Here is a 20,950-nt window from a genome sequence, read left to right as displayed (position 1 = left end):
TGGGAACTCCCCGTTAGCGTGGGGATGTGCACCAACACACGACCGCTGACCTGTACTTACGTCTGTCCCTGGACCGGGAGGGCAAGACCGCGATCGACCGCCAGGAAGCCGACTGCCGGGCGTGGGCGGAGCGCAACGGACTGACCGTCCGCAAGGTTCACATCGACCGTGGACGTTCCGGCTACAAGAACGTCAGCCGCAAGGGGTTCGACGCAGCGATCACAGCCATCACAGCCGGCGTCGTGGGCGTTCTGATCGTCTGGAAGCTCGACCGTCTGTCCCGCAAGGGCATCGGCGAGGTCGGCAAGGCACTGGACGACATAGGCCGGGTGGGCGGACGGCTGGTCTCCGTCATGGACGGCCTCGACACCAAGAACGACAGCGCCCGGGTCACCATCGCGATGCTGGCGGAACTCGCGCGCAACGAGTCACGCAACCTCGGGATGCGCGTCGGCAGCGCCAAGCGATACCTGCGCCAGCGGGGGCAGTGGATCGGCGGGCAGCCGCCTTACGGACTCCTCGTGGACCCGGAGACGAAGAAGCTCGTCCACGACCCCGATTCCGCCGTCTACGCCCGCCTGATCGCCGACGAAGCGCTGTCCGGGAAGGCGCTCGTCCACATTGCCCGGCTGCTGAACGAGCACGGGGTGGAGTCGGCCCGCGGAGGCGAATGGAACTCGTCGAGCGTCATGCAACTCCTTCGCTCACCGGCCTTCGCTGGTCTCATGCCGCAGACCGAGTACGAGGAGCAGGCGGATGGGACGCGCAAGTACATGAACCGCGTCTCTCCCTACCGGGACCCGGGGACCCTCGAAACCGTGAGCATCGGCGAGGGGATCATCACGGTCGGGGAGCGCGAGCTCATCCTTCGCCAGCTCGAAGCGCGCACGTTCCCTCTGGCGGGGAAGCGGCACGGCCACAAGCAGGGTAAGTCGCTTCTCACTGGCATAGCGCGCTGTGGGCTCTGCGGCGCCCGGATGAGCAAGGCCGGCACGTCGTACCAGTGCTCCAGCCACCGGATGGGGCGAGGATGCTCCGGCGTCTCGGCCCGGGTGGAGAGCATCGACGATTACGTGACCTGGGCGTTCCTGTCACGCCTGCCGTCCCTGGAGCCTCAGGACCCGCTGCTCGCCGTGATTGCTGATCGCTGGGTGCAGAGGGAGGACCCGGAGGTGTTCGCGAAACGGGATGCCATCGAGGCGGAGATCGCGGACGAGGAGGCCCGCTTGGCGGACCTGGAGGAGGCCCGGTACGTCCGGGGGGAGTTCGCCGGCTCGGACGCTATCGACCGGTACAACCGGCTCGCCGGGCGACTTCGTACCCGGATCGAAGGGTTGCGCGCAGATCTCATGCGGATGCCGACCCCTTCCGTTGACATCTCGCCGCTCCTGGATGCGGCACTTCTACGTGACGCTTGGGAAGCCGATGATGCGGCCGGAAGACGCGAACGCCTTTGCCTCGCGATCGATCGAGTGGAAGTCCGGCGAGGGAGGGTGGGCGTGAGGTTCGATGGTGACGAGCGCTGCCGGATCGTCTGGGCGACGAGGGACGGCGCTGCGCGGAGTCAGCAGGTGACGAAGTGATGGAATGACGGTCGAAGTCCCGTGACGGTCACCGGGTAGAGGACGCGGCAGGCCGCGTCGGCATCCTGCGCGATGTTATCGGCGACTACGAGGATCCCGCCGACTCGCCGGGCGAGCGTCGAAAGCGGGCCATGGCGTTCCTTTTTCCCGAGGGCGGAGGTAGGGAGTGGCTCGTTCCCCCCAGGGAGGTCACTCGCGCCGTAAGCCCTTGATCCGGTGTGCATGGGCCAATGGCACCCTTGAACCATGAACGATGCCGTCCCGGCGCCCACCCCCGCGCCTGCGCCCCGCCGTGTTCGTGTCCGTGCCCCCGAACTGATCGGCAAGGGAGGATGGATCAACGCCGGCGGGAAGGATCTGAAGCTCGCCGACTTCCGAGGTCGCACATTGATCTTGGATTTCTGGACGTTCTGCTGTGTGAACTGTCTGCACGTCCTGGACGAACTGCGGGAGCTGGAGGAGCGGCACCGCGACACCCTCGTGATCATCGGCGTGCACTCCCCGAAGTTCGTGCACGAGGCCGACCACCAAGCGGTCGTGGACGCCGTCGAGCGGTACGGCGTCGAGCACCCGGTCCTGGACGATCCGGAGCTCGCCACGTGGAAGCAGTACGCGGTCCGGGCCTGGCCGACGCTGGTGGTCATCGACCCCGAGGGGTACGTGGTGGCCCAGCACGCCGGCGAGGGCCATGCGCACGCCCTCGCATCGCTCGTCGAGGAGCTGGAGACCGAGCACACCGCGAAGGGCACCTTGCGGCGCGGTGACGGTCCCTACGTACCGCCGGAGCCGGTCGCCACCGATCTGCGCTTCCCCGGCAAGGCGGTGCGGCTGCCCGGCGGCAGCTTCCTCGTCTCGGACACCACCCGGCACCAGCTGGTGGAGCTGGCGGCGGACGGTGAGCGGGTGCTGCGCCGCATCGGCAGCGGCGAGCGCGCGCTGACGCCGGACTCGTTCAACGAGCCGCAGGGCCTGGCGCTGCTGCCCGACGGCACGGTGGCCGTCGCGGACACCGTCAACCACACCATCCGCGTCCTCGACCCGGAGACCGGCGCGCTGGAGACGGTGGCCGGCACCGGCAAGCAGTGGTGGCAGGGCTCACCGACCTCCGGACCGGCCCGGGAGGTGGCGCTCTCCTCGCCGTGGGATGTCGCCTGGTGGCAGGACCGGCTGTGGATCGCGATGGCCGGGGTGCACCAGCTGTGGACGTACGACCCGGCCACCGGAACGGTCGAGGTCGCGGCCGGTACGACCAATGAGGGCCTGGTGGACGGCCCGGCCGCCGAGGCCTGGTTCGCCCAGCCCTCCGGGCTGGCGGCGGCCGGCGACCGGCTGTGGATCGCGGACTCGGAGACCAGCGCGGTCCGCTGGGTGGAACGCGCCGCAGACGGGGACGGATATGTCGTCCGGACGGCCGTCGGCACCGGTCTCTTCGACTTCGGACACCGCGACGGCACCGCGGACCAGGCGCTGCTTCAGCACCCGCTGGGCGTCACCGCACTGCCCGACGGCTCGGTCGCGATCACGGACACCTACAACCACGCGCTGCGCCGCTTCGACCCCGCGACCGGCCAGGTCACGACGCTGGCGACGGATCTGCGCGAGCCGTCCGCCGCGGTCCTCGTCGACGACGACATCGTGGTGGTGGAGTCGGCCCGGCACCGGCTGACCCGGCTGCGGCTCCCCGAGGAGGCGGTCCGCGTCGAGTCGGTGGCGCACCGCACCCAGCGCGCCGCCACCGAGGTGGCTCCGGGCGCGCTGCGGCTGGACGTGGTCTTCCAGCCCCCCGCGGGCCAGAAGCTGGACACCCGTTACGGCCCTTCGACGCGGCTGCTGGTCAGCGCGACGCCGCCGGAGCTGCTCGCCGAGGGCGCGGGTGCGGGTACGGACCTCGCACGTGACCTGGTGCTCGCGGACGGTGTGACGGAGGGCGTGCTGCACGTCTCGGCGATGGCCGCGTCCTGCGACGACGCCCCCGACATCGAGTACCCCGCCTGCCATGTCCACCAGCAGGACTGGGGCGTTCCGGTGCAGGTCGTCGACGGTGGGGTGGCCCGGCTGGGGCTAGTCCTGGCGGGGCTGGACGCCGCGTAGCCGACGGTCGCCCGGGCCCGATGCCGGGCCCGGGCCCGGGCCGAGCCGGATGGGCGGCGGTCGGCGGGGCGGTGGGTTACTTCCCGACGCCGGCCGCCACCTCGGCCCCGTGGACGCTGGTGAACCAGTCGGTGACCTTGCTCTTGCCGACGGAGATGTGCAGCCGCTTCTCGGCGAAGTCGACGACGGCCGGCCCGTAGGTGCGGGAGCTCGCCGAGAGGCCCATGAAGTCGACGGTCACCGACTTCTGCTCGGTGCCCTTGGTGGCCGCGGTGTTGGTCGGGATGACCGCGTAGACGTAGCCGTTGGCGGGCACGGTGTTGCGGGTGCCGGCCAGCTCGCTGGGCTTGCCCTGGAACAGCGGCAGCGGGTCCTTGGCGTTGTTGAAGCGCAGCAGCGGGGCGTTGTACACCCGGCAGGCGCTGCTGGTGGTGTTCTTGAACTTCACGGTCACATGGCTCTGGGGGCCGGTCTGCTGGGAGAACGTGACCTTGTAGCTGCTGGGGCGGCAGTCGGTCACCCTGCGCGAGGCCGCTCCCGCACCCGCACCCGCCGCGGCCGCACCGCCACCGATGATCCTGCGCTTCTTGGTCTTGGACGACGAGGAGGAGGACTTCTTCGACTTCGAGGAGTGGCTGTTGCAGCCGGTCAGCGCGAGCGAGCCGGCCAGGCCGAGAGCCAGTGCGGCGTAGACGGCGGAGCGGCGGGAGCGGCGTGCGGTCATGGGTTCCCCCAGTGGGTCGCTGCGATCAGCGAGGTGTGTCTGTCATGGCACGGCCACGATATCGACTGCGGTCCGACGCGCCAGGGCGGGTTCGTCGGGCCTTCCGTGGCCGGTGAGTCGTTGCAGGTCAGGTCGGTAGGGGCGGACGGATCGGGCTTCGGTCAATCGGGGCAACTGGGCAATGCGGTGTTTTCAACCTGTTCCGGGCGGATGCGGATTCCAGGGACCCACATCTGCTTGCCGCCCTGCTCGATCCGGAACCAGATGCTGCTGTGCCCGCCCACCTCGTCGGTGACCGTTACCCCGTCGGCGATCCGGCACACCGCGTGCAGCACATCGCCGTGCCAGACATGGTCCACGACGTTGGCGCGCCGGTACGGCCGGTACGGGTCGCGGGCCAGCGAGAGCGCACAGTACTGGGTGCGCGGGTGCTGGCAGTCCCGTTCGACGTTGTGCACGGTGATCCGGGCGGATCCGGTGCCCCGCGACGTGGTCGGGGAGCCCTGGGCCCCGGCGACGGCCGTCGCCCCTGCGCCGTCGTCGGCCCCGCCGTCCGTGCTGGTCAGCGCCGGAACCGCCAGCGCGGCACCGGCGAGCACGGCGGCCGTGGCCAGCGCTGCGAGCACCAGGCGGAGTCGGCGCCGGCCGGCCGGTAACGCGTCCCCTTCGGTGTCCGCGCCGTCGGCGGCCGGCCTTCCGGAGCCGGCGGCGCCATCGCCCTCCGGCGGCGCACCGCCCCGCTCTCCGGCGTCCGCCGCCTCGTTGGCCCGGTGCAGCAGCTCGACGAGGGCGGGCAGCCGGTCCTCGCCGGTGAACGAGAGCTTGCACCACTGCACCAGCAGCCGTTCATCGGGCAGGCCCTGGCCGCGGAGATAGCGCGAGAGGGAGGAGCGGCTGGCGGGCAGTCGGCCCTCCAACTCCTTGAGGCTGTAGCCGAGTTCGCCGTGCATACGACGGAGGGCGGAGGCGAAGTCCCGTACCGGACCGGAGAGTTCGACGGGGAGAGGGGCCAGTGGCTTGCGACGGGGATTGGTGGCGTGGTTCGGATTGCCAGGCACGTCTGGCATTCCAGCACAGCGGGCATGCGCGCGCGAGGGGCACTTCCGCTCCCCTGTGACGGAAGTGCCCCTCGTTACACGATCCGCATCGGACTCGGATCGGTTGGTGACGTTTCACGGAAAACCACAGAGGTTTCACGTGAAACGACGCGATGTCCTCCGGTGGGTCCCACGCCCGGCCGGGTCGGATGGGGAGGCCCGACCCCGGGCCGGAGCAGGCTCGGACCGGAGCGACCCTGAACCGGAGCGGTCCCGGACCGGAGCGGTCCCGGACCGGATCAGTCCCCGAACTTCACGGGGCGGTAGGGCTTGAACTCGGCGTCGCCGCCGGGCAGGCCGTAGGTCAGTGTCCGGTGGTCGGTGCCGTGGCCCCCGCGCTGCTCGTAGGCGGTGTACGAGGAGTGCGCGTCGTTGTTCCACTTCTCGAAGATCACGACATGCCGGTTGTTGTTGTCGCCGGCCGCGTCTATCAGCAGGTCGCCGGGCTTGAGTTCGCCCAGCGAGACGGGTCGGGTGATGCTGCGGTCGGTGGCCAGGCCCACGGTGTTGGTGCCGGGCGTCGGCAGCCCCAGCGCCATCGATGCATACCCGGAGCAGTCCTGGCGGTAGCCGTCCTTCCAGACCTTGGCCTGGCTGTACGGGACCTGGGAACCGTTGTCGGCGGTCAGCCAGGTGGCGGCGCGGTCGAGCATCTCCTGACGGGAGCCGCCAGGCTGCGGCTGTCCGCCGCCGTGGACCGGTACGCCCGGCAGCCGGTCCTGCGGGATGTCCACCGCGACCACGGTGAGGAAGCCGGTGACCGGGCCGGTGAGGTGCGCCATGAACGTCGAGCAGGCGCTGCCCTCGCACACCTGGTGGCCGGTGTCGACCTGGTAGTCGGCGGTGATCCGGTCCTGTCCCGCCGCCGACTTGTTGATCAGGCCGACGGCCGGCGAGTTGACGTCCGCGGAGGCGTGCACCACCCAACGGGTGCCCCAGGTGGGGAAGTCGGCGGCCGCCGCCTGCCGTACGGAGGCGGCACGAGCGGTGAGGGCGGAGCCGGGTGCGGTGTCGCGGGAGAGCGCGGTGGCGGCAGCAGCCCGGCCGCCCTCACTGCCGTGGGCGAACCCGGCGAACCCGGCGACGCCGATCCCGGCCGCGGCCACCGCGGGCAGCACCCGGCGCAGCACGGTCCTGCGGAACGGGGACTGCCGGGTCAGCGCGTTGCCGTCCGGGGCGGCCGGGTGGTCCGCGGGGGTTGTGGGGTCCGCCGGGTGCGTGCTGCTGTGCTCGTACATGCCGATTCCCCTCCGTAGACGGCCGGTCGGCCAGGTGGCCGCGGGCCGGTGGATGGCCACCGGGTGGTCTGGCCGCGGCGACGGGACCATCGTGGAGCGGGGTGCACAGGCCCCTCGGAGGAAGCGCGTCCCATGAGACGCGTCGGCCCGAAACGCGGGTGTGACCTGCGAAGACATCAACGGCACGGGATATGCGGGGCCGTTGCGTGAGACATGACGGGACAACGGGCATGCGAAAGGGCGCCCGCGCGGGGGTGCGGGCGCCCTGCTTCAGGGGGATTCCGGCTCAGTCGGCCGGCTCACCACGTCGTCGCATCGCGCACATCCGACTGCCAGTACGTCACCCATGCGCTGTCGTCGAGGTACACCGAGCCACCGGGCAGCGGTACCCGCGCCGAACCGCCGATGCTTCCCTTGCCGTCGCGGCCCGGGAGGCTGACGGACAGGGAGGTCGCCCGGTGGCCATGGCGGCCGGAGCCGTCCGCGGACGAGGTCAGCACGCCGGCGTACCCGGACTCCCCGGGCGCGAGGGTGACCACCGCCTGCGGCCTGCTGTCCGGCAGCACCGCGAGCGGGGACTGCGCCGCGTCGAACCGCAGATTCGGCGCGTCGTAGAGGTCACAGGTGGCACCGGAGGTGTTGGTGGCCACCAGCAGCAGATGGTTGACCGGCTCCTTCAGCGGCTGGGCGACGATACGGATCCTGGCGGCATCGCATGCGCGGTGCCGGACGGAGTCACTCTGGCCCGCACGCTGCGTTCCGGAACCCGCGCCGGCCCGGGCGCCGGAGCCGCCGTCCGTGGCGGACGTCCGCTCCGCGCTGCCGCCGTCGGGCCGGGGGCCACCCAGCCCCGCGGCACCGCCCCTGGCCGGGGCGCCGTCGGCGGGCTCCGCGGCGGGCTCCGCGGCCGGCTCCTCGGCGGGCCGCGGCGCCGGGTGGTACGGCTTGGCCGCGCTGGTCCGCAGCGGGTTGTCCTGGCCGCCGCATGCGGTGAGGGTGAGCGCGGCCACGGCGGTCAGCCCGGCCGCGGCGATCCGCACCGTGCGGCGCCGGAGGCCCCGGGACGTACGTACGGTGCTGGTGTGGGCCTGGCTGCGCGGCATCTCCGGTCTCCCCCGGTCGGTGGTCGATCCTGCGTATGTCCTCAGACTGCCGCCCGCCGCTGCCGTCCCACTAACGTGCGCCTAACGTCCTGCGCTGTGCCTCCGTTGCTCAGCCGCGCCCCTCCGGTTCGTCATCGGCACCGCTCCGATCCTGCGCACCGCGTGCACCGCCCCCGCCGCGGCCGCGGCTCTCCCCGCGCTCGTCCCGCGCGAAGAGCTGGGTCAGCGTGCTGATCGTGTAGACATCGGTGGCCTCTTCGTCCACCAGGTGCATCTCCGCCAGCCGGTCCAGACCGTCCTGGGTGCGCTCCGGGTCGTATCCGGCCAGCGCCGCCGCCACCGAGGCGTTGAGGTGCCCGTCCGCACTTCTCGCCAGGGCGCTGAGGAGCCGTGCGTCGTCCGCCGACAGCCGTGCGACGGACATCCGCAGCGCCGCCGCCATCCCGGTGTCCTCCGCCGACAGCAGTGCCAGCCGCCGCCGTTCGTCGCGCAGCGCCGCGGCCAGCCGGGCCAGCCGCCAGCGCGGCCGGGCGGTCAGCTGGGCGGCGGCGGCCCGCAGCGCCAGCGGCAGCCCGTCGCAGAGGTCCACCAACTCGCGGGCCGCGGCCGGGTCCTCGGCCACCCGCTCGGGGCCGAGCATGGCGCCGAGCAGCGCCGCGCCCTCCTCGTGGCCGAGCGCATGGAGGCCGACCGGCCGGGCACAGTCGGTGGCGACCAGACCGTCCAGCCGGCTGCGGCTGGTGACGACCGTGGCGCAGTGCGGACCGCCCGGCAGCAGCGGCCGTACCTGCGCCGAACTCCGGGCATTGTCGAGGACCACCAGCAGGCGGCGCTCGGCGACCAGTGAACGGAACAGCGCCGAGGCGGCCTGCGCCGAGCCCGGCACCCGCTCCGGCGGGGTGCCGAGCGCCAGCAGGAAGTCCCGCAGGATCTCGGCCGGCTGTGCCTCGTCCCCTTCGCCGAAGCCGCGCAGATCGGCGAAGAGCTGACCGTCCGGGAAGGCTCCGGCGTGCAGATGCGCCCACTGGACGGCACAGGCGGTCTTGCCCACGCCGGCGGGTCCCACGACCACCGCGAGCGGGCTCTCGCCGGACGCTCGGTCCGTCAAGGCACGGGTCAGCGCACCGAGTTGGTCCTCACGGCCGAGGAACCGCGCCGGCGGTCTGGGCAACAGCCGCGGCGCCGCACCGGCCCGACCGGTACCGGTCCCGGAGCCGGCCCCTGACCCCGACCCGTGCCGGGCATCGTGCGGCGAACCCGCGGACGGAGGCGCCACGGAGGACGTGCCACCCGGTGCGCCTGCGGCGGTGCTGCCCTGGACGGGCGGCTGCCCACCGGCGTGTTTCACGTGAAACGACGGTGCCCCTGCGGGACCGTCGGCCGGCAGCCCCTGCGTGCCCCGTGCGGGCCGGGCCGCCTGCCGGCCCCCGTGGGCCGCCTCCGCCCGGAGGATCTCCTCGTACGCACCGCGCAGCCGCTCACCGGGATCGACGCCCAGCTCCTCGTTGAGCAGCCGCCGGGTGCGGTGGAACCACTCCAGCGCGTCGGACTGCCTCCCGGTACGGAACAGCGCCCGCATCAGCCCGGCGATCAGCCCCTCCCGCAACGGGTGGTTGACGGCCGCGGAGTAGAGGACGGCGGCGGCATGCTCATGCTCGCCGAGTGCGCCGTGCGCCCGTCCCAGCGCCTCCACGGCCGTCAGCCGGCGCTCCTCCAGCGCATGCGCCGCGGCGGCGAACGGCGGACTGGTGACCGTGCCGGTCAGCGCGGGCCCGCGCCACAGCCCCAGCGCCTCCCGGAGCAGCGGCACCGCATCGGCCGGCGCCGCCTCGGGGCGCGCCAGCGCCACCAGTTCACCGAACCGGTGGGCGTCGATCAGCTCCTCCGGGAGCCGTAGCAGATAGGCCGATCCGTGCGTGGTGAGTTCGATGCCGTACGCCTGGGCGCCGCCCTCGGCGAGGGTGGCGCGCAGCCGTGAGACATGCCCCTGGACGACCGTGCGGGCGTGTTCGGGCGGTTCGTCCTCCCACAGCGAGTCGATCAACTGCTCCAGTGGAACGGTGGTGTTGGGCTGCAACAACAGCAGCGCCAGCACACTGCGCCGTTTGGCGGGCCCGAGCGACAGCTCTCCGGAGCCGGTCGTCACGGCGATCGGGCCGAGCAGCGAGAATTCCAACTCAGCCCTCCAGGAAGGCCGTCAGGGCATTCGCCAGCAGGTAGGGGTCCTCGGCGCCGCACAGTTCGCGCGCCGAGTGCATGGACAGGATCGCCACGCCGATGTCGACCGTCGCGATGCCGTGCCGGGCCGCGGTGATCGGCCCGATCGTGGTGCCGCACGGCATCGAGTTGTTGGAGACGAAGCTCTGCCACGGCACCCCGGCGCGTTCGCAGGCCTCCGCGAAGACCGCTCGGCCGCTGCCGTCCGTGGCATAGCGCTGATTGACGTTCACCTTGAGGATCGGCCCGCCGTTGGGCATCGGGTGGTGCCCCGGGTCGTGCCGCTCGCTGTAGTTGGGGTGCACCGCGTGCCCGGTGTCGGACGACAGACAGATGGTGCCGGCGAAGGCCCGGGCGCGGTCCTCATACGAGCCGCCGCGCGCGAAGACCGAGCGCTCCAGCACCGTGCCGAGCAGCGGGCCGTCCGCACCGGTGTCGGACTGGCTGCCGTTCTCCTCGTGGTCGAAGGCGGCCAGCACCGGGATGTGGTTCAGCCGGCTGCCGGCGGCCGCCGCGGCGGTGAGCGCGGCCGTACCGGCGTGCACGGACAGCAAGTTGTCCATCCGTGGACCGGCCACCAGCTCGCGGTCACGGCCCAGGTAGGAGGGCGGCTCGATGCTGTGCACCATCAGGTCCCAGCCCTTGATGTCCGCGGCCGGGACGCCGATCTCCTCGGCGACGAACGCGATCAGATCGCCCTCGGCCACCTCGCCCAGGCCCCAGATCGGCGTCATATGGCGCTGTTTGTCGAGCTTGAGGCCTTCGGAGTTCACCGCGCGGTCGAGGTGTACGGCGAGTTGTGGCACCCGCAGCAGCGCCCGGTCCACGTTGACCAGCCGGTGGGTACTGCTTCGCTCCGCTCCGCCGCGGCTCTTCTCCGAGTCTCCGGATGCCGAACCCCGCAGCGTCACTCGGCCGCTCAGCCCCAGGTCCCGGTCGAGCCAGGTGTTGAGCAGGGTGCCGCCGTAGATCTCCACGGCGATCTGCCGCCAACCACGGGTGCCGGTGTCCGGGATCGGCTTGACGCGCAGATTGGGAGAGTCGGTATGAGCCCCGACAATTCGGAACGGAGTCGCGGCGCCCGCGCCCTCGGGCACGTACCAGGCGATGATGGCGCCGCCGCGCAGCACGTACTTGCCGCCGCTCTCGCCGTCCCAGGCGTCGACCTCCGCGACCTGTCGGAAGCCGGCTTTCTCCAGCCGCTCCGCAGCATTGGCGACCGCGTGGTAGGGCGACGGACTGGCGGCGAGGAAGGACATCAGGTCGTCGGTGTGGCCGCGATCGAAGCGGGCGGAGTTGGTCATGGATTCAGCATAAGGAGCCGGACCCCGCATTCCCCGTGCGCGTGCGCGGTGACTGCGCTCCCTTCCGGCCACGATTTCTGCATTCCAGACGGAAAACTGAACTGGAGTGAAGGATTCCGGTCGTCGGCGAACAGGCGCCTCCCGTATGGGCCGTGAACCGGGGCCTCGATCGGGCATGACGAAGCCCGCCTCCCCGGGGGAAGGGAGGCGGGCGTCGCAAGTGTGGACGGTCATTCTGAGAGACCTCTAAGAACGCCGCGCGTCCGGGGCAGCGGACCCTGCCCCGGGCGCGCGGTCCGGTGGTCTTAGAACGCGGCCTCGTCGAGCTCCATCAGCGACTGGTCGACGGACTCCGCCAGTCCACGCTGGACGGCGACGCCCGGCAGGACGTTGTGCGCGAAGAACTTCGCCGCGGCGATCTTGCCGGTGTAGAACGCCTTGTCCTTCGCCGAGGCGTTGGCCAGCTTCTCGGCGGCCACCGCCGCGCCCTTGAGCAGCAGGTAGCCGATGACGACGTCGCCGGAGGCCAGCAGCAGGCGGGTGGTGTTCAGGCCCACCTTGTAGATGGACTTCACGTCCTGCTCGGTGGCCGCGAGGTCGGTCAGCATGGCGCCGACGATCGCCTCCAGGTCGGCGGCGGCCTTGGCCAGCTCGCCGCGGGCCTGCGCCAGCTCCTCGCCGCCGGTGCTGTCGGCGAGGAACTTCTTGATCTCGTCGGACAGCACGGTGAGCGCCTGGCCCTGGTCGCGGACGATCTTCCGGAAGAAGTAGTCCTGGCCCTGGATCGCGGTGGTGCCCTCGTAGAGGGTGTCGATCTTGGCGTCCCGGATGTACTGCTCGATCGGGTACTCCTGGAGGTAGCCGGAGCCGCCGAAGGTCTGGAGCGACTGCGCCAGCTGCTCGTAGGACTTCTCCGAGCCGTAGCCCTTGACGATCGGCAGCAGCAGGTCGTTCAGACGGTGCGCGGCGCCGGCGTCCTCGCCCGCGGCCTCCTTGATGAGGATCTCGTCCTGGACCGTGGCGGTGTAGAGCACCAGGGCGCGCATGCCCTCGGCGTACGCCTTCTGCGTCATCAGCGAGCGGCGCACGTCGGGGTGGTGGGTGATGGTGACGCGCGGCGCGGTCTTGTCGGTGAAGGCCGCCAGGTCCGGGCCCTGCACGCGCTCCTTGGCGTACTCCAGCGCGTTGAGGTAGCCCGTGGAGAGGGTGGCGATGGCCTTCGTGCCGACCATCATCCGGGCGAACTCGATGATCTTGAACATCTGGCGGATGCCGTCGTGCTTCTCGCCCAGCAGCCAGCCCTTGGCCGGGTGGTTGGCGCCGAAGGTCATCTCGCAGGTGTTGGAGGCCTTCAGGCCCATCTTGTGCTCGACGTTCGTGGCGTAGGCGCCGTTGCGCTCGCCCAGCTCGCCGGTCTCCCAGTCGAAGTCGTACTTCGGCACGACGAACAGCGACAGGCCCTTGGTGCCCGGACCGGCACCCTCGGGGCGGGCGAGGACGAAGTGCACGATGTTCTCGGACATGTCGTGCTCACCGGAGGTGATGAAGCGCTTCACGCCCTCGATGTGCCAGGAGCCGTCCTCCTGCTGGGTGGCCTTCGTGCGACCGGCGCCGACGTCCGAACCGGCGTCCGGCTCGGTCAGCACCATCGTGGAGCCCCACTGCTTGTCCACCATCAGCTGAGCTATGCGGTGCTGCTCCTCGGTGCCCTCCTCGAAGAGGACGCCGGCGAAGGCGGGGCCGGAGGCGTACATCCAGACCGCCGGGTTGGCGCCCAGGATGGTCTCGGCGAAGCCCCACAGGAGGGAGCGCGGGGCCGTGGTGCCGCCGATCTCCTCCGGGATGCCCAGACGCCACCACTCGGCGTCCATGTAGGCCTGGTAGCTCTTCTTGAAGCTGTCCGGAATCGGCGCGGTGTTGGTGTCCGGGTCGAAGACCGGAGGGTTGCGGTCGGTGTCCGCGAAGGACTCCGCCAGCTCGTTCTCGGACAGCCGGGTGATCTCGGACAGGATGCTCTTGGCGGTGTCGACGTCCATCTCCGCGAACGGTCCGGTGCCGTACACGGTGTCGCGGCCCAGCACCTCGAAGAGGTTGAACTCGATGTCGCGGAGATTCGACTTGTAGTGGCCCATGGGTACGGCTCCGTAGGGGTTCGGGAGAGGACCCAAGGCAGGGACCTCAGACGCAATACCGGCTAGTAGTTAAATGATGCTACCCGCGGGTAATAAGAATCAACCCCTTCCGCCCATCTGTGACGAGCGTCCCCCGGCGAATCGCCGACTCAGTACGCTGTGGCACATGTACGGCTACGACCAGAACGCGGGTGCCGGGCAGCAGCAGTACGGCGCGCCGCCGCCCCCGCCGCAGCAACCGGCCCCCGGCGGCTACGGCGAGCAGCCGCTGTATCCCGAGCCGTCCCCGCCCTCGCTCGCCGACGCGGTGCGCGCCTTCACCACCGGCTCGATGTCGGCCGAGGACTTCCAGGGCATCTTCTCCACCTCAAAGGTCTACTGCCCGCGCGGTGACAACCCCGGCTTCCTGGCGCTGCACAACACCCAGCAGCCGGTGATCCCGATGTTCACCTCCCTCAAGGAGCTGCGGCGGTACGCGGGCAAGGAGTCCAAGTACTTCGTGATCACCGGCGCCGAGGTGCTCGACCTGCTGCCGACCGGCTACGGCTTCGTCCTCGACATGGAGGGCGACCACCGGATGGTCTTCGATGCCAAGGCCGTGGAGCAGATGGTGGACTTCGCGATGCGCCGGATGTACGGCTGACCGACGCGTACGGCAGGTCGACCCCGCTCTGGGCGCGGTCGGCCTGTGGCGCACGTGGGCGGTGTTTCGCCTGGTGGCGAGTGTGATCACGCCCGTTGGATACCCCGGGTTCCGGCCGTCGAACGCAGCGGGGTGACCGGGGGCTCGGGCGGGCGTCGACTCGGCGGTCCGCTTGATCCGGCGCAGGAGCCTTGGCGGGTCGGGTGCGGAGTCGCCGCGCCGGCGTGTACCCCAACCCATGTGAGCCTCCTGGCCTGGGAGGAATGCGTCAGGGAATGCCGAGCGCCTTGTGGATTGTTCAGCATTCAACTAAGTTGAATGCGCGACGACCGAGGAGGCCGTGATGCCCGCTGTGACCGTAGAGAACCCGCTGACCCTGCCACGTGTGGCGGCTCCCGCCACGGCGCACGCCCGTCCCGTGCTGGCCGTCGCCACCGCTCCGAGCGGTTTCGAGGGCGAGGGCTTCCCGGTGCGCCGGGCGTTCGCCGGCATCGACTACAAGCACCTCGACCCCTTCATCATGATGGACCAGATGGGAGAGGTGGAGTACGCGCCCGGCGAGCCCAAGGGCACGCCCTGGCACCCGCACCGCGGCTTCGAGACCGTCACGTACCTGATCGACGGCACGTTCGTGCACCGCGACTCGCACGGGGGCGGCGGTGTCATCAACGACGGCGACACCCAGTGGATGACGGCCGGCTCCGGCCTGCTCCACATCGAGGCGCCGCCGGAGTCGCTGGTGATGTCCGGCGGTCTCTTCCACGGCCTCCAGCTGTGGGTGAACCTGCCGAAGAGCGACAAGATGATGGCCCCCCGCTACCAGGACATCGGCGGCGGCCAGGTCAAGCTGCTGACCTCGGGCGACGGCGGTGCGCTGGTGCGCCTGATCGCCGGTGACCTCGACGGCCACCGTGGACCGGGCATCACCCACACCCCGATCACGATGATGCATGTGACCGTGAACCCGGGCGCCGAGCTGACCCTGCCCTGGCGCCAGGACTTCAACGCCCTCGCCTACGCTCTGGCCGGACGCGGCTCGGCCGGCGCGGAGGGCCGCCCGTTCCGTATGGGGCAGGCGGTCGTCTTCGGGACCGGAGACTCGATCACGATCCGGGCGGACGAGTCCCAGGAGTCGCGCAGCCCGAACTTCGAGGTGGTGCTGCTGGGCGGCCGTCCGATCCGCGAGCCGATGATGCACTACGGCCCGTTCGTGATGAACACCCATGCCGAACTGGCCCAGGCCTTCGAGGACTTCCAGGCCGGACGGCTCGGAACGATCCCGGCCGACGAGCGCTGACGCCGCGTCGGATCGGCGCTCCTCGTAGGCAAAGGGGCGGTGTTTCACGTGAAACACCGCCCCGGCCCCTTCCGGGCACCCCGACCACTCGCCGTGGTGGACTGTCGGGGTGCGAAACGACTCCGATCAGGGCCACCGCGGCGCCGGTGGTGAACGGCCGCCGGCCGACAAGCCGTTGCTGCCGGTCGAGGCCCGCCGGGCCGCGGCCTGGTGTGTGGTGATACTGCTGGTCACGGCCGTGCTGGCGGTCGCGGTGTGGCTGTGCGTCTTCCTGGGAGCGGCGGTCACCCCCGTGCTGCTGGCCCTGCTCGGCAGCGCCCTGCTCGGACCGCTCTACCGGCGGCTGGTGGCGATGAAGCTCAACCGTTCGCTGGCCGCCGGGCTGACCTGTGCCGTCCTCGTGCTGGTGGTGGGTGGCGCCGGATACATCGTCGTCAGCGCTCTGGTCGACACCGGTGACCAGATCATCGCCTCGCTCAAGGAGGCCGCCCACGGCCTCTCCCAGCACTTCGGCACGGCCGGCACCTCGCTGAACGACCTCGCGTCCAACGCCAAGAACCTGGTCTCCAAGTTCGGCGGTACCGCGGCCTCCGGAGTGCTGGCCGGGGTCAGCATCGTCGGCCAGTTCATCGCCGCCTCGGTGCTCGCCCTGCTGCTGACCTTCTTCTTCCTGCGCGACTCCGGCAAGGCCGTACGCGCCCTGCACGACTGGGCGCCCGGCAACTCCGCACCCCAGCTGGAACGGATGGCCCGTCGCGGCTTCCAGTCCATCGAGGGCTTTATGCGCGGCACCACCTTCATCGCGCTGATCGACGCCCTCTGCATCACCGTCGGACTGCTGGTCCTCCAGGTCCCGGGCGCGGTGGGGCTGGGCGCGCTGGTCTTCGTCGGGGCCTATATCCCCTACCTCGGGGCGTTCATCTCGGGCGCGGTGGCCATCCTGGTGGCGTTCGCGGACCGCGGCTTCGTGATCGCGCTCTGGGCGCTCGGCGTCGTGGTCGCGGTGCAGGTGCTGGAGGGCCACGTGTTGCAGCCGATGATCCAGAGCCGCACGGTCCAGATGCACCCGGCGACCGTGATGCTGGCGATCACCGCGGGCGCCAGCGTCGGCGGAATCCTCGGCATGCTGCTGTCCGTCCCGCTGACCGCGGCCGCCACCGGTGTACTGCACGAGCTGCGCAAGCACTACGCCGCGGGCTCGGACTCCGCCTCCGGACCGGATACCGGCGACACCGGGGCGGGTGCCTCCCCCGCGTCCTCGTAGAGCTCGAACCACGTGGACTTACCGTCCCCCTGCGGGTCCACCCCCCATGCCCCGGCGAGCAGTTCCAGCAGCACCAGGCCGCGCCCCGAGGACGCCAGCTCGCCGGGGCTGCGGCGGTGCGGGAGCTCGTCGCTGCTGTCCGAGACGTCGACGCGGATCCGCCGGGCGCCGTGCGCACCGGAGATCTCGGCGACGAGCAGGGCGTCGCCGTCGGTGTGCATCAGCACATTGGTGACCATCTCGGAGACCATCAGCACCGCCGAGTCGACCTGGTCCGGGTCGGCCCAGTCGTGCAGCACATCGCGGATCTGCCCGCGCGCCTCGGCTATCCGCTGCGGTTCGGCCTGTGCGACGGCGAGCACGGTGCGCCGCACGGCCTGCCGGGCCAGCAGGCCGCCGGCCACCCCGCAGCCGGCGGCGTCGCGGCTCAGCAGCAGGACGGCGATGTCGTCCTCGCGGCGGTCCACCAGCGGCCCGGTGGTGTGGTGCGAGGGCGGCCCGTGCACCGCCTGGACCAGGGCGTCGGCGAGCCGCTCCAGGTCCCCGTCACCCTCGCGGACGTCATGCGCCTCGATGATGTCCCGCAGTCGGGCCCAGCCGGTCTCCAGGTCGTGGCCGCCGGTCTCGATCAGCCCGTCGGTGCACACCAGCATCGTCTCGCCGGGTTCCAGGACGATCCGGGTGGTGGGGTAGTCGGTGTCCGGGACGATGCCGAGCGGCAGCCCGCCCGCGGTGGGCCGGACCAGCATCGTGCCGTCGGTCAGCCGGATCGCCGGGTCGGGATGGCCGGCCCGCGCGATGTCCAGCAGCCCGGTCGCCGGGTCCACCTCGATGTACAGGCAGGTCGCGAAGCGCTGGTCCTCGCCGTGCCCGCGGAGTTCGGTCTCGTTGATCCCGGCCAGGAAGCGGGAGGCGCGGGAGAGCACCGCGTCGGGGTGGTGCCCCTCGGAGGCGTAGGCGCGCAACGCGATCCGCAGCTGTCCCATCAGGCCCGCGGCCCGTACGTCATGGCCCTGGACGTCCCCGATGACCAGCGCGATCCGGCCGGACGGCAGCGGGATCATGTCGTACCAGTCACCGCCGACCTCCAGCCCCCCGCCGGTCGGGACGTAGCGTGCCGCGACCGACATCCCCAGGATGTCCGGCTGCACCGTCGGCATCATGCTGCGCTGAAGCCCCAGCGCCAGCTCCTGCTGCTCCTCCTGCACACCGGCCCGGGCCAGCGCCTGGGCCAGCATCCGGGCGACGGTGGTCAGCACCGAGCGTTCGTCGGGGGTGAAGGCGACCGGCTGGGCGAACCCCGCCATCCAGGCCCCGATCGTCCGGCCCGCGTTGACCAGCGGCAGGAACGCCCAGGACGTACGGCCGAAGCGGGCGGCCAGCGGCCAGGTGGTGGGGTAGCGGCGGCTGTAGTGCTCGGGCATGGGCAGGTAGATCGCCCGGCCGGTGCGGATGACCTCTGCGGCCGGGTAGTCGGTCTCCAGCGGCATGTCGATGAAGGGCTTCTCGTCGCCGGGGCGGTGGCCGTGGTGGCCGATCACCGAGATCCGGTCGCCCTCGATCCCGAAGACCGCCAGACCGTCCGGCATGAAGCCCGGCATGGACAGCCCCGCCGCCACCCGCAGCACCTCGGCCGTGGACCGCGCCTCGGCCAGCGCCCGGCCCGCGTCCAGCAGGAACGCCTCGCGGGAGCGGCGCCAGTCCCCCGTTATCGGGGTGTGCGCGGCGGAGATGCCGGGCTGGGGCTCGGGGACCTCCTGGAGGGTGCCGATGAGTTCGAAGTCGCCGTTGACGATCCGGGGCCGGGAACGGGTGCGGACGATGCGCTGCACCCGCCCGCGCTCGTCCACGATGCGCAGCCGGGCCTCGGCCAGCGTCTCCTCGGCGACCGCGAGCTGCACGATCCCGATGATCTCCGCGAAGTCGACGGGATGAAAACGGGAGCGTACGGCCGCCTCGGTCAGCTCCACCGGCTCGGCCGGGAGCCCGAGCAGCCGGGCCGCCTCGGCGTCGAGGGCGATCCGCCCTGATGCGTTGTCCCAGCGCCACAGGCCGGTCGCGATGGCGGCCAGGAGGTCCTCGGTGCGCATTGCATCACTTTAGGTGTGTTTGACGGGGGCCGACCAGCGAGCGGAGCGTGAGCATCGTCCCAGTCGGGCCCCTTGTTGCCGGCCGCGGAAGCACTGATGCGTATATGTCAACGAAGTCGTGGGGGTCGGGACGGTAACCTGGAGCGGTTATGTCAATCCTGGGGTGGCCTTTCGGGTGATCCACGAGGGGAGCGACCGGGCGTCCGCGCCCGAGCTCCGATTCCTTCCCTCCGCTTCCCGACAACTCCTCACCTCGACACTCGCGACGACTTGGATGAGCGATGCACCGGTACCGGTCCCATAACTGCGGCGAGCTCCGAGCCGCGGACGTCGGCACGGACGTCCGCCTCAGCGGCTGGCTGCACAATCGACGTGACCTGGGCGGCATCCTCTTCATCGATCTGCGCGACCACTACGGCATCACGCAGCTCGTCGCCCGCCCCGGCACCCCGGCCGCCGAGGTGCTGGACAAGCTGACGAAGGAGACCGTCGTCCGTGTCGACGGCAAGGTCGTCTCGCGCGGCGCCGAGAACGTCAACCCGGAGCTGCCCACCGGCGAGATCGAGATCGAGGCCACCGAGGTCGAGGTCCTGGGCGCGGCCCAGCAGATCCCCTTCACGATCAACGCCGACGACGGCGTCAACGAGGAGAAGCGCCTGGAGTACCGCTTCCTCGACCTGCGCCGCGAGCGCATGCACCGCAACATCATGCTGCGCTCGGCGGTCATCGCGTCCATCCGGCAGAAGATGACGGCGCTCGGCTTCAACGAGATGGCGACGCCGATCCTCAGCGCCACGTCCCCGGAGGGCGCCCGCGACTTCGTCGTGCCGTCCCGCCTCCACCCGGGCAAGTTCTACGCGCTGCCGCAGGCCCCGCAGCAGTTCAAGCAGCTGCTGATGATCTCGGGCTTCGACCGCTACTTCCAGATCGCCCCGTGCTTCCGTGACGAGGACGCCCGCGCGGACCGCTCGCCGGGCGAGTTCTACCAGCTCGACATCGAGATGTCCTTCGTCGAGCAGGAGGACGTCTTCCAGCCGGTCGAGAAGCTGATGACCGAGCTCTTCGAGGAGTTCGGCGGCGGTCGCCACGTCACCTCGCCGTTCCTGCGCATCCCGTTCCGCGAGGCGATGCTGAAGTACGGCTCCGACAAGCCGGACCTGCGCGCCCAGCTGGAACTGGTCGACATCACCGATGTCTTCGAGGGCTCGGAGTTCAAGGCCTTCGCGGGCAAGCACGTCCGTGCGCTGCCGGTACCGGCCGTGCAGGACCAGCCGCGCAAGTTCTTCGACCAGCTCGGCGACTACGCGGTCCAGCACGGCGCCAAGGGCCTGGCCTGGGTGCGGGTCGGCGAGGACGGCTCGCTCAGCGGCCCGATCGCCAAGTTCCTCACCGAGGAGAACGTCAAGGTCCTCACCGAGCGCCTCGGCCTGGAGGCCGGCCACGCCGTCTTCTTCGGCGCGGGCGAGTTCGACGAGGTCTCGAAGATCATGGGCGCGGTGCGCGTCGAGGCCGCCAAGCGGGCCGGCCACTTCGAGGAGAACGTCTTCCGCTTCTGCTGGATCGTCGACTTCCCGATGTACGAGCGGGACGAGGAGACCGGCAAGATCGACTTCTCCCACAACCCCTTCTCCATGCCGCAGGGCGGTATGCAGGACCTGGAGGAGAAGGACCCGCTGGACATCCTGGGCTGGCAGTACGACATCGTCTGCAACGGCGTCGAGCTGTCCTCCGGTGCGATCCGGAACCACGAGCCGGACATCATGATCAAGGCCTTCGAGATCGCCGGCTACGACCGCGAGACCGTTGAGCAGCAGTTCGCGGGCATGCTGCGCGCCTTCCGCTTCGGCGCCCCGCCGCACGGTGGTATCGCCCCCGGCGTCGACCGCATCGTCATGCTGCTCGCGGACGAGCCCAACATCCGCGAGACCATCGCCTTCCCGCTGAACGGCAATGCGCAGGACCTGATGATGGGTGCGCCCACGGAGCTGGAAGAGGCCCGGCTCAAGGAGCTCCACCTCAACATCCGCAAGCCGCAGGTGAAGTAAGCACCGGCGGAGCTCTCGACCGGGGGGCGGTGGGGGGTGGGGGGAAAGGGTTGGAGGTCACCAACCCCCCCCCCCCGGGGGCCCCCCCCCCCCCCCCCCCCGCGGGGGGGCGGCCCCCCCCC

General features: G+C 70.9%; 14 protein-coding genes. 6 read left to right on the top strand and 8 right to left on the bottom strand.

The window, feature by feature from the left end; all coding sequences use genetic code 11:
• Window positions 1–26 precede the first annotated feature (26 nt).
• Together AB0C96_RS01475 and AB0C96_RS01470 are read left to right on the top strand one after the other, a co-directional pair.
• Window positions 27–1,583 carry a recombinase family protein gene (locus AB0C96_RS01475; RefSeq protein WP_362912480.1) on the top strand — a complete coding sequence of 519 codons (1,557 nt, stop codon included), beginning with the start codon at window positions 27–29 and terminating at the stop codon, window positions 1,581–1,583.
• A gap of 246 nt (window positions 1,584–1,829) precedes the next feature.
• Window positions 1,830–3,674, top strand: coding sequence for an NHL domain-containing thioredoxin family protein (locus tag AB0C96_RS01470; protein WP_362912478.1), 1,845 nt, complete (start codon window positions 1,830–1,832; stop codon window positions 3,672–3,674).
• 76 nt (window positions 3,675–3,750) lie between these two features.
• Here the strand turns inward: AB0C96_RS01470 and AB0C96_RS01465 are convergent, their stop codons facing one another.
• From AB0C96_RS01465 to AB0C96_RS01435, 7 genes are all read right to left on the bottom strand, one after another.
• Window positions 3,751–4,398: a DUF4232 domain-containing protein gene (locus AB0C96_RS01465; RefSeq protein WP_362912476.1), complete on the bottom strand. Its 648-nt coding sequence runs from the start codon at window positions 4,396–4,398 to the stop codon at window positions 3,751–3,753.
• A 161-nt stretch (window positions 4,399–4,559) separates the two neighbouring features.
• Complete coding sequence (locus AB0C96_RS01460; RefSeq protein ID WP_362912475.1) at window positions 4,560–5,465, bottom strand: helix-turn-helix transcriptional regulator; 906 nt, start codon at window positions 5,463–5,465, stop codon at window positions 4,560–4,562.
• A gap of 269 nt (window positions 5,466–5,734) precedes the next feature.
• Window positions 5,735–6,733 carry a hypothetical protein gene (locus tag AB0C96_RS01455; RefSeq protein ID WP_362912473.1) on the bottom strand — a complete coding sequence of 333 codons (999 nt, stop codon included), beginning with the start codon at window positions 6,731–6,733 and terminating at the stop codon, window positions 5,735–5,737.
• 299 nt (window positions 6,734–7,032) lie between these two features.
• Window positions 7,033–7,836 (bottom strand): DUF4232 domain-containing protein, encoded by an 804-nt coding sequence (locus AB0C96_RS01450; RefSeq protein ID WP_362912471.1) that lies wholly within the window; start codon window positions 7,834–7,836, stop codon window positions 7,033–7,035.
• Between the two features lie 109 nt (window positions 7,837–7,945).
• Window positions 7,946–10,012, bottom strand: coding sequence for a BTAD domain-containing putative transcriptional regulator (locus tag AB0C96_RS01445; protein ID WP_362912469.1), 2,067 nt, complete (start codon window positions 10,010–10,012; stop codon window positions 7,946–7,948).
• 1 nt (window position 10,013) lies between these two features.
• Window positions 10,014–11,357 carry a M18 family aminopeptidase gene (locus tag AB0C96_RS01440; RefSeq protein WP_362912467.1) on the bottom strand — a complete coding sequence of 448 codons (1,344 nt, stop codon included), beginning with the start codon at window positions 11,355–11,357 and terminating at the stop codon, window positions 10,014–10,016.
• Between the two features lie 305 nt (window positions 11,358–11,662).
• On the bottom strand, window positions 11,663–13,489 hold the full coding sequence (locus tag AB0C96_RS01435; protein ID WP_362912466.1) for an acyl-CoA dehydrogenase: 1,827 nt from the start codon (window positions 13,487–13,489) through the stop codon (window positions 11,663–11,665).
• Window positions 13,490–13,655: 166 nt separating this feature from the next.
• Between AB0C96_RS01435 and AB0C96_RS01430 the strand changes: the two genes are divergently transcribed.
• From AB0C96_RS01430 to AB0C96_RS01420, 3 genes are all read left to right on the top strand, one after another.
• A complete protein-coding gene (locus AB0C96_RS01430) occupies window positions 13,656–14,132 on the top strand; it encodes an SseB family protein (RefSeq protein WP_043265151.1) in 477 nt (158 codons plus the stop codon).
• 343 nt (window positions 14,133–14,475) lie between these two features.
• Window positions 14,476–15,429: a pirin family protein gene (locus AB0C96_RS01425; RefSeq protein WP_362912464.1), complete on the top strand. Its 954-nt coding sequence runs from the start codon at window positions 14,476–14,478 to the stop codon at window positions 15,427–15,429.
• Between the two features lie 109 nt (window positions 15,430–15,538).
• The gene (locus tag AB0C96_RS01420; protein ID WP_362912462.1) at window positions 15,539–16,693 is read left to right on the top strand and encodes an AI-2E family transporter; all 1,155 of its coding nucleotides are present in this window, start codon (window positions 15,539–15,541) and stop codon (window positions 16,691–16,693) included.
• On the opposite strand, the gene AB0C96_RS01415 is transcribed toward AB0C96_RS01420, so the two are convergent.
• On the bottom strand, window positions 16,615–18,783 hold the full coding sequence (locus AB0C96_RS01415; RefSeq protein WP_362912460.1) for a SpoIIE family protein phosphatase: 2,169 nt from the start codon (window positions 18,781–18,783) through the stop codon (window positions 16,615–16,617). The two genes, AB0C96_RS01420 and AB0C96_RS01415, sit on opposite strands and share 79 nt — an antisense overlap.
• Before the next feature lie 281 nt (window positions 18,784–19,064).
• Here AB0C96_RS01415 and aspS point away from each other — a divergent pair, with 281 nt between their 5' ends.
• Entirely contained in the window at window positions 19,065–20,828 is a 1,764-nt protein-coding gene (aspS, locus tag AB0C96_RS01410; protein ID WP_362912458.1) for an aspartate--tRNA ligase, read from the top strand.
• Window positions 20,829–20,950: the final 122 nt, after the last annotated feature.

Source organism: Streptomyces sp. NPDC048506 (assembly GCF_040651315.1).
Lineage (GTDB): Bacteria > Actinomycetota > Actinomycetes > Streptomycetales > Streptomycetaceae > Streptomyces.
The sequence above is the reverse complement of the archived record's forward strand: the minus strand, read 5'-3'. Positions and strand labels throughout refer to the sequence as shown.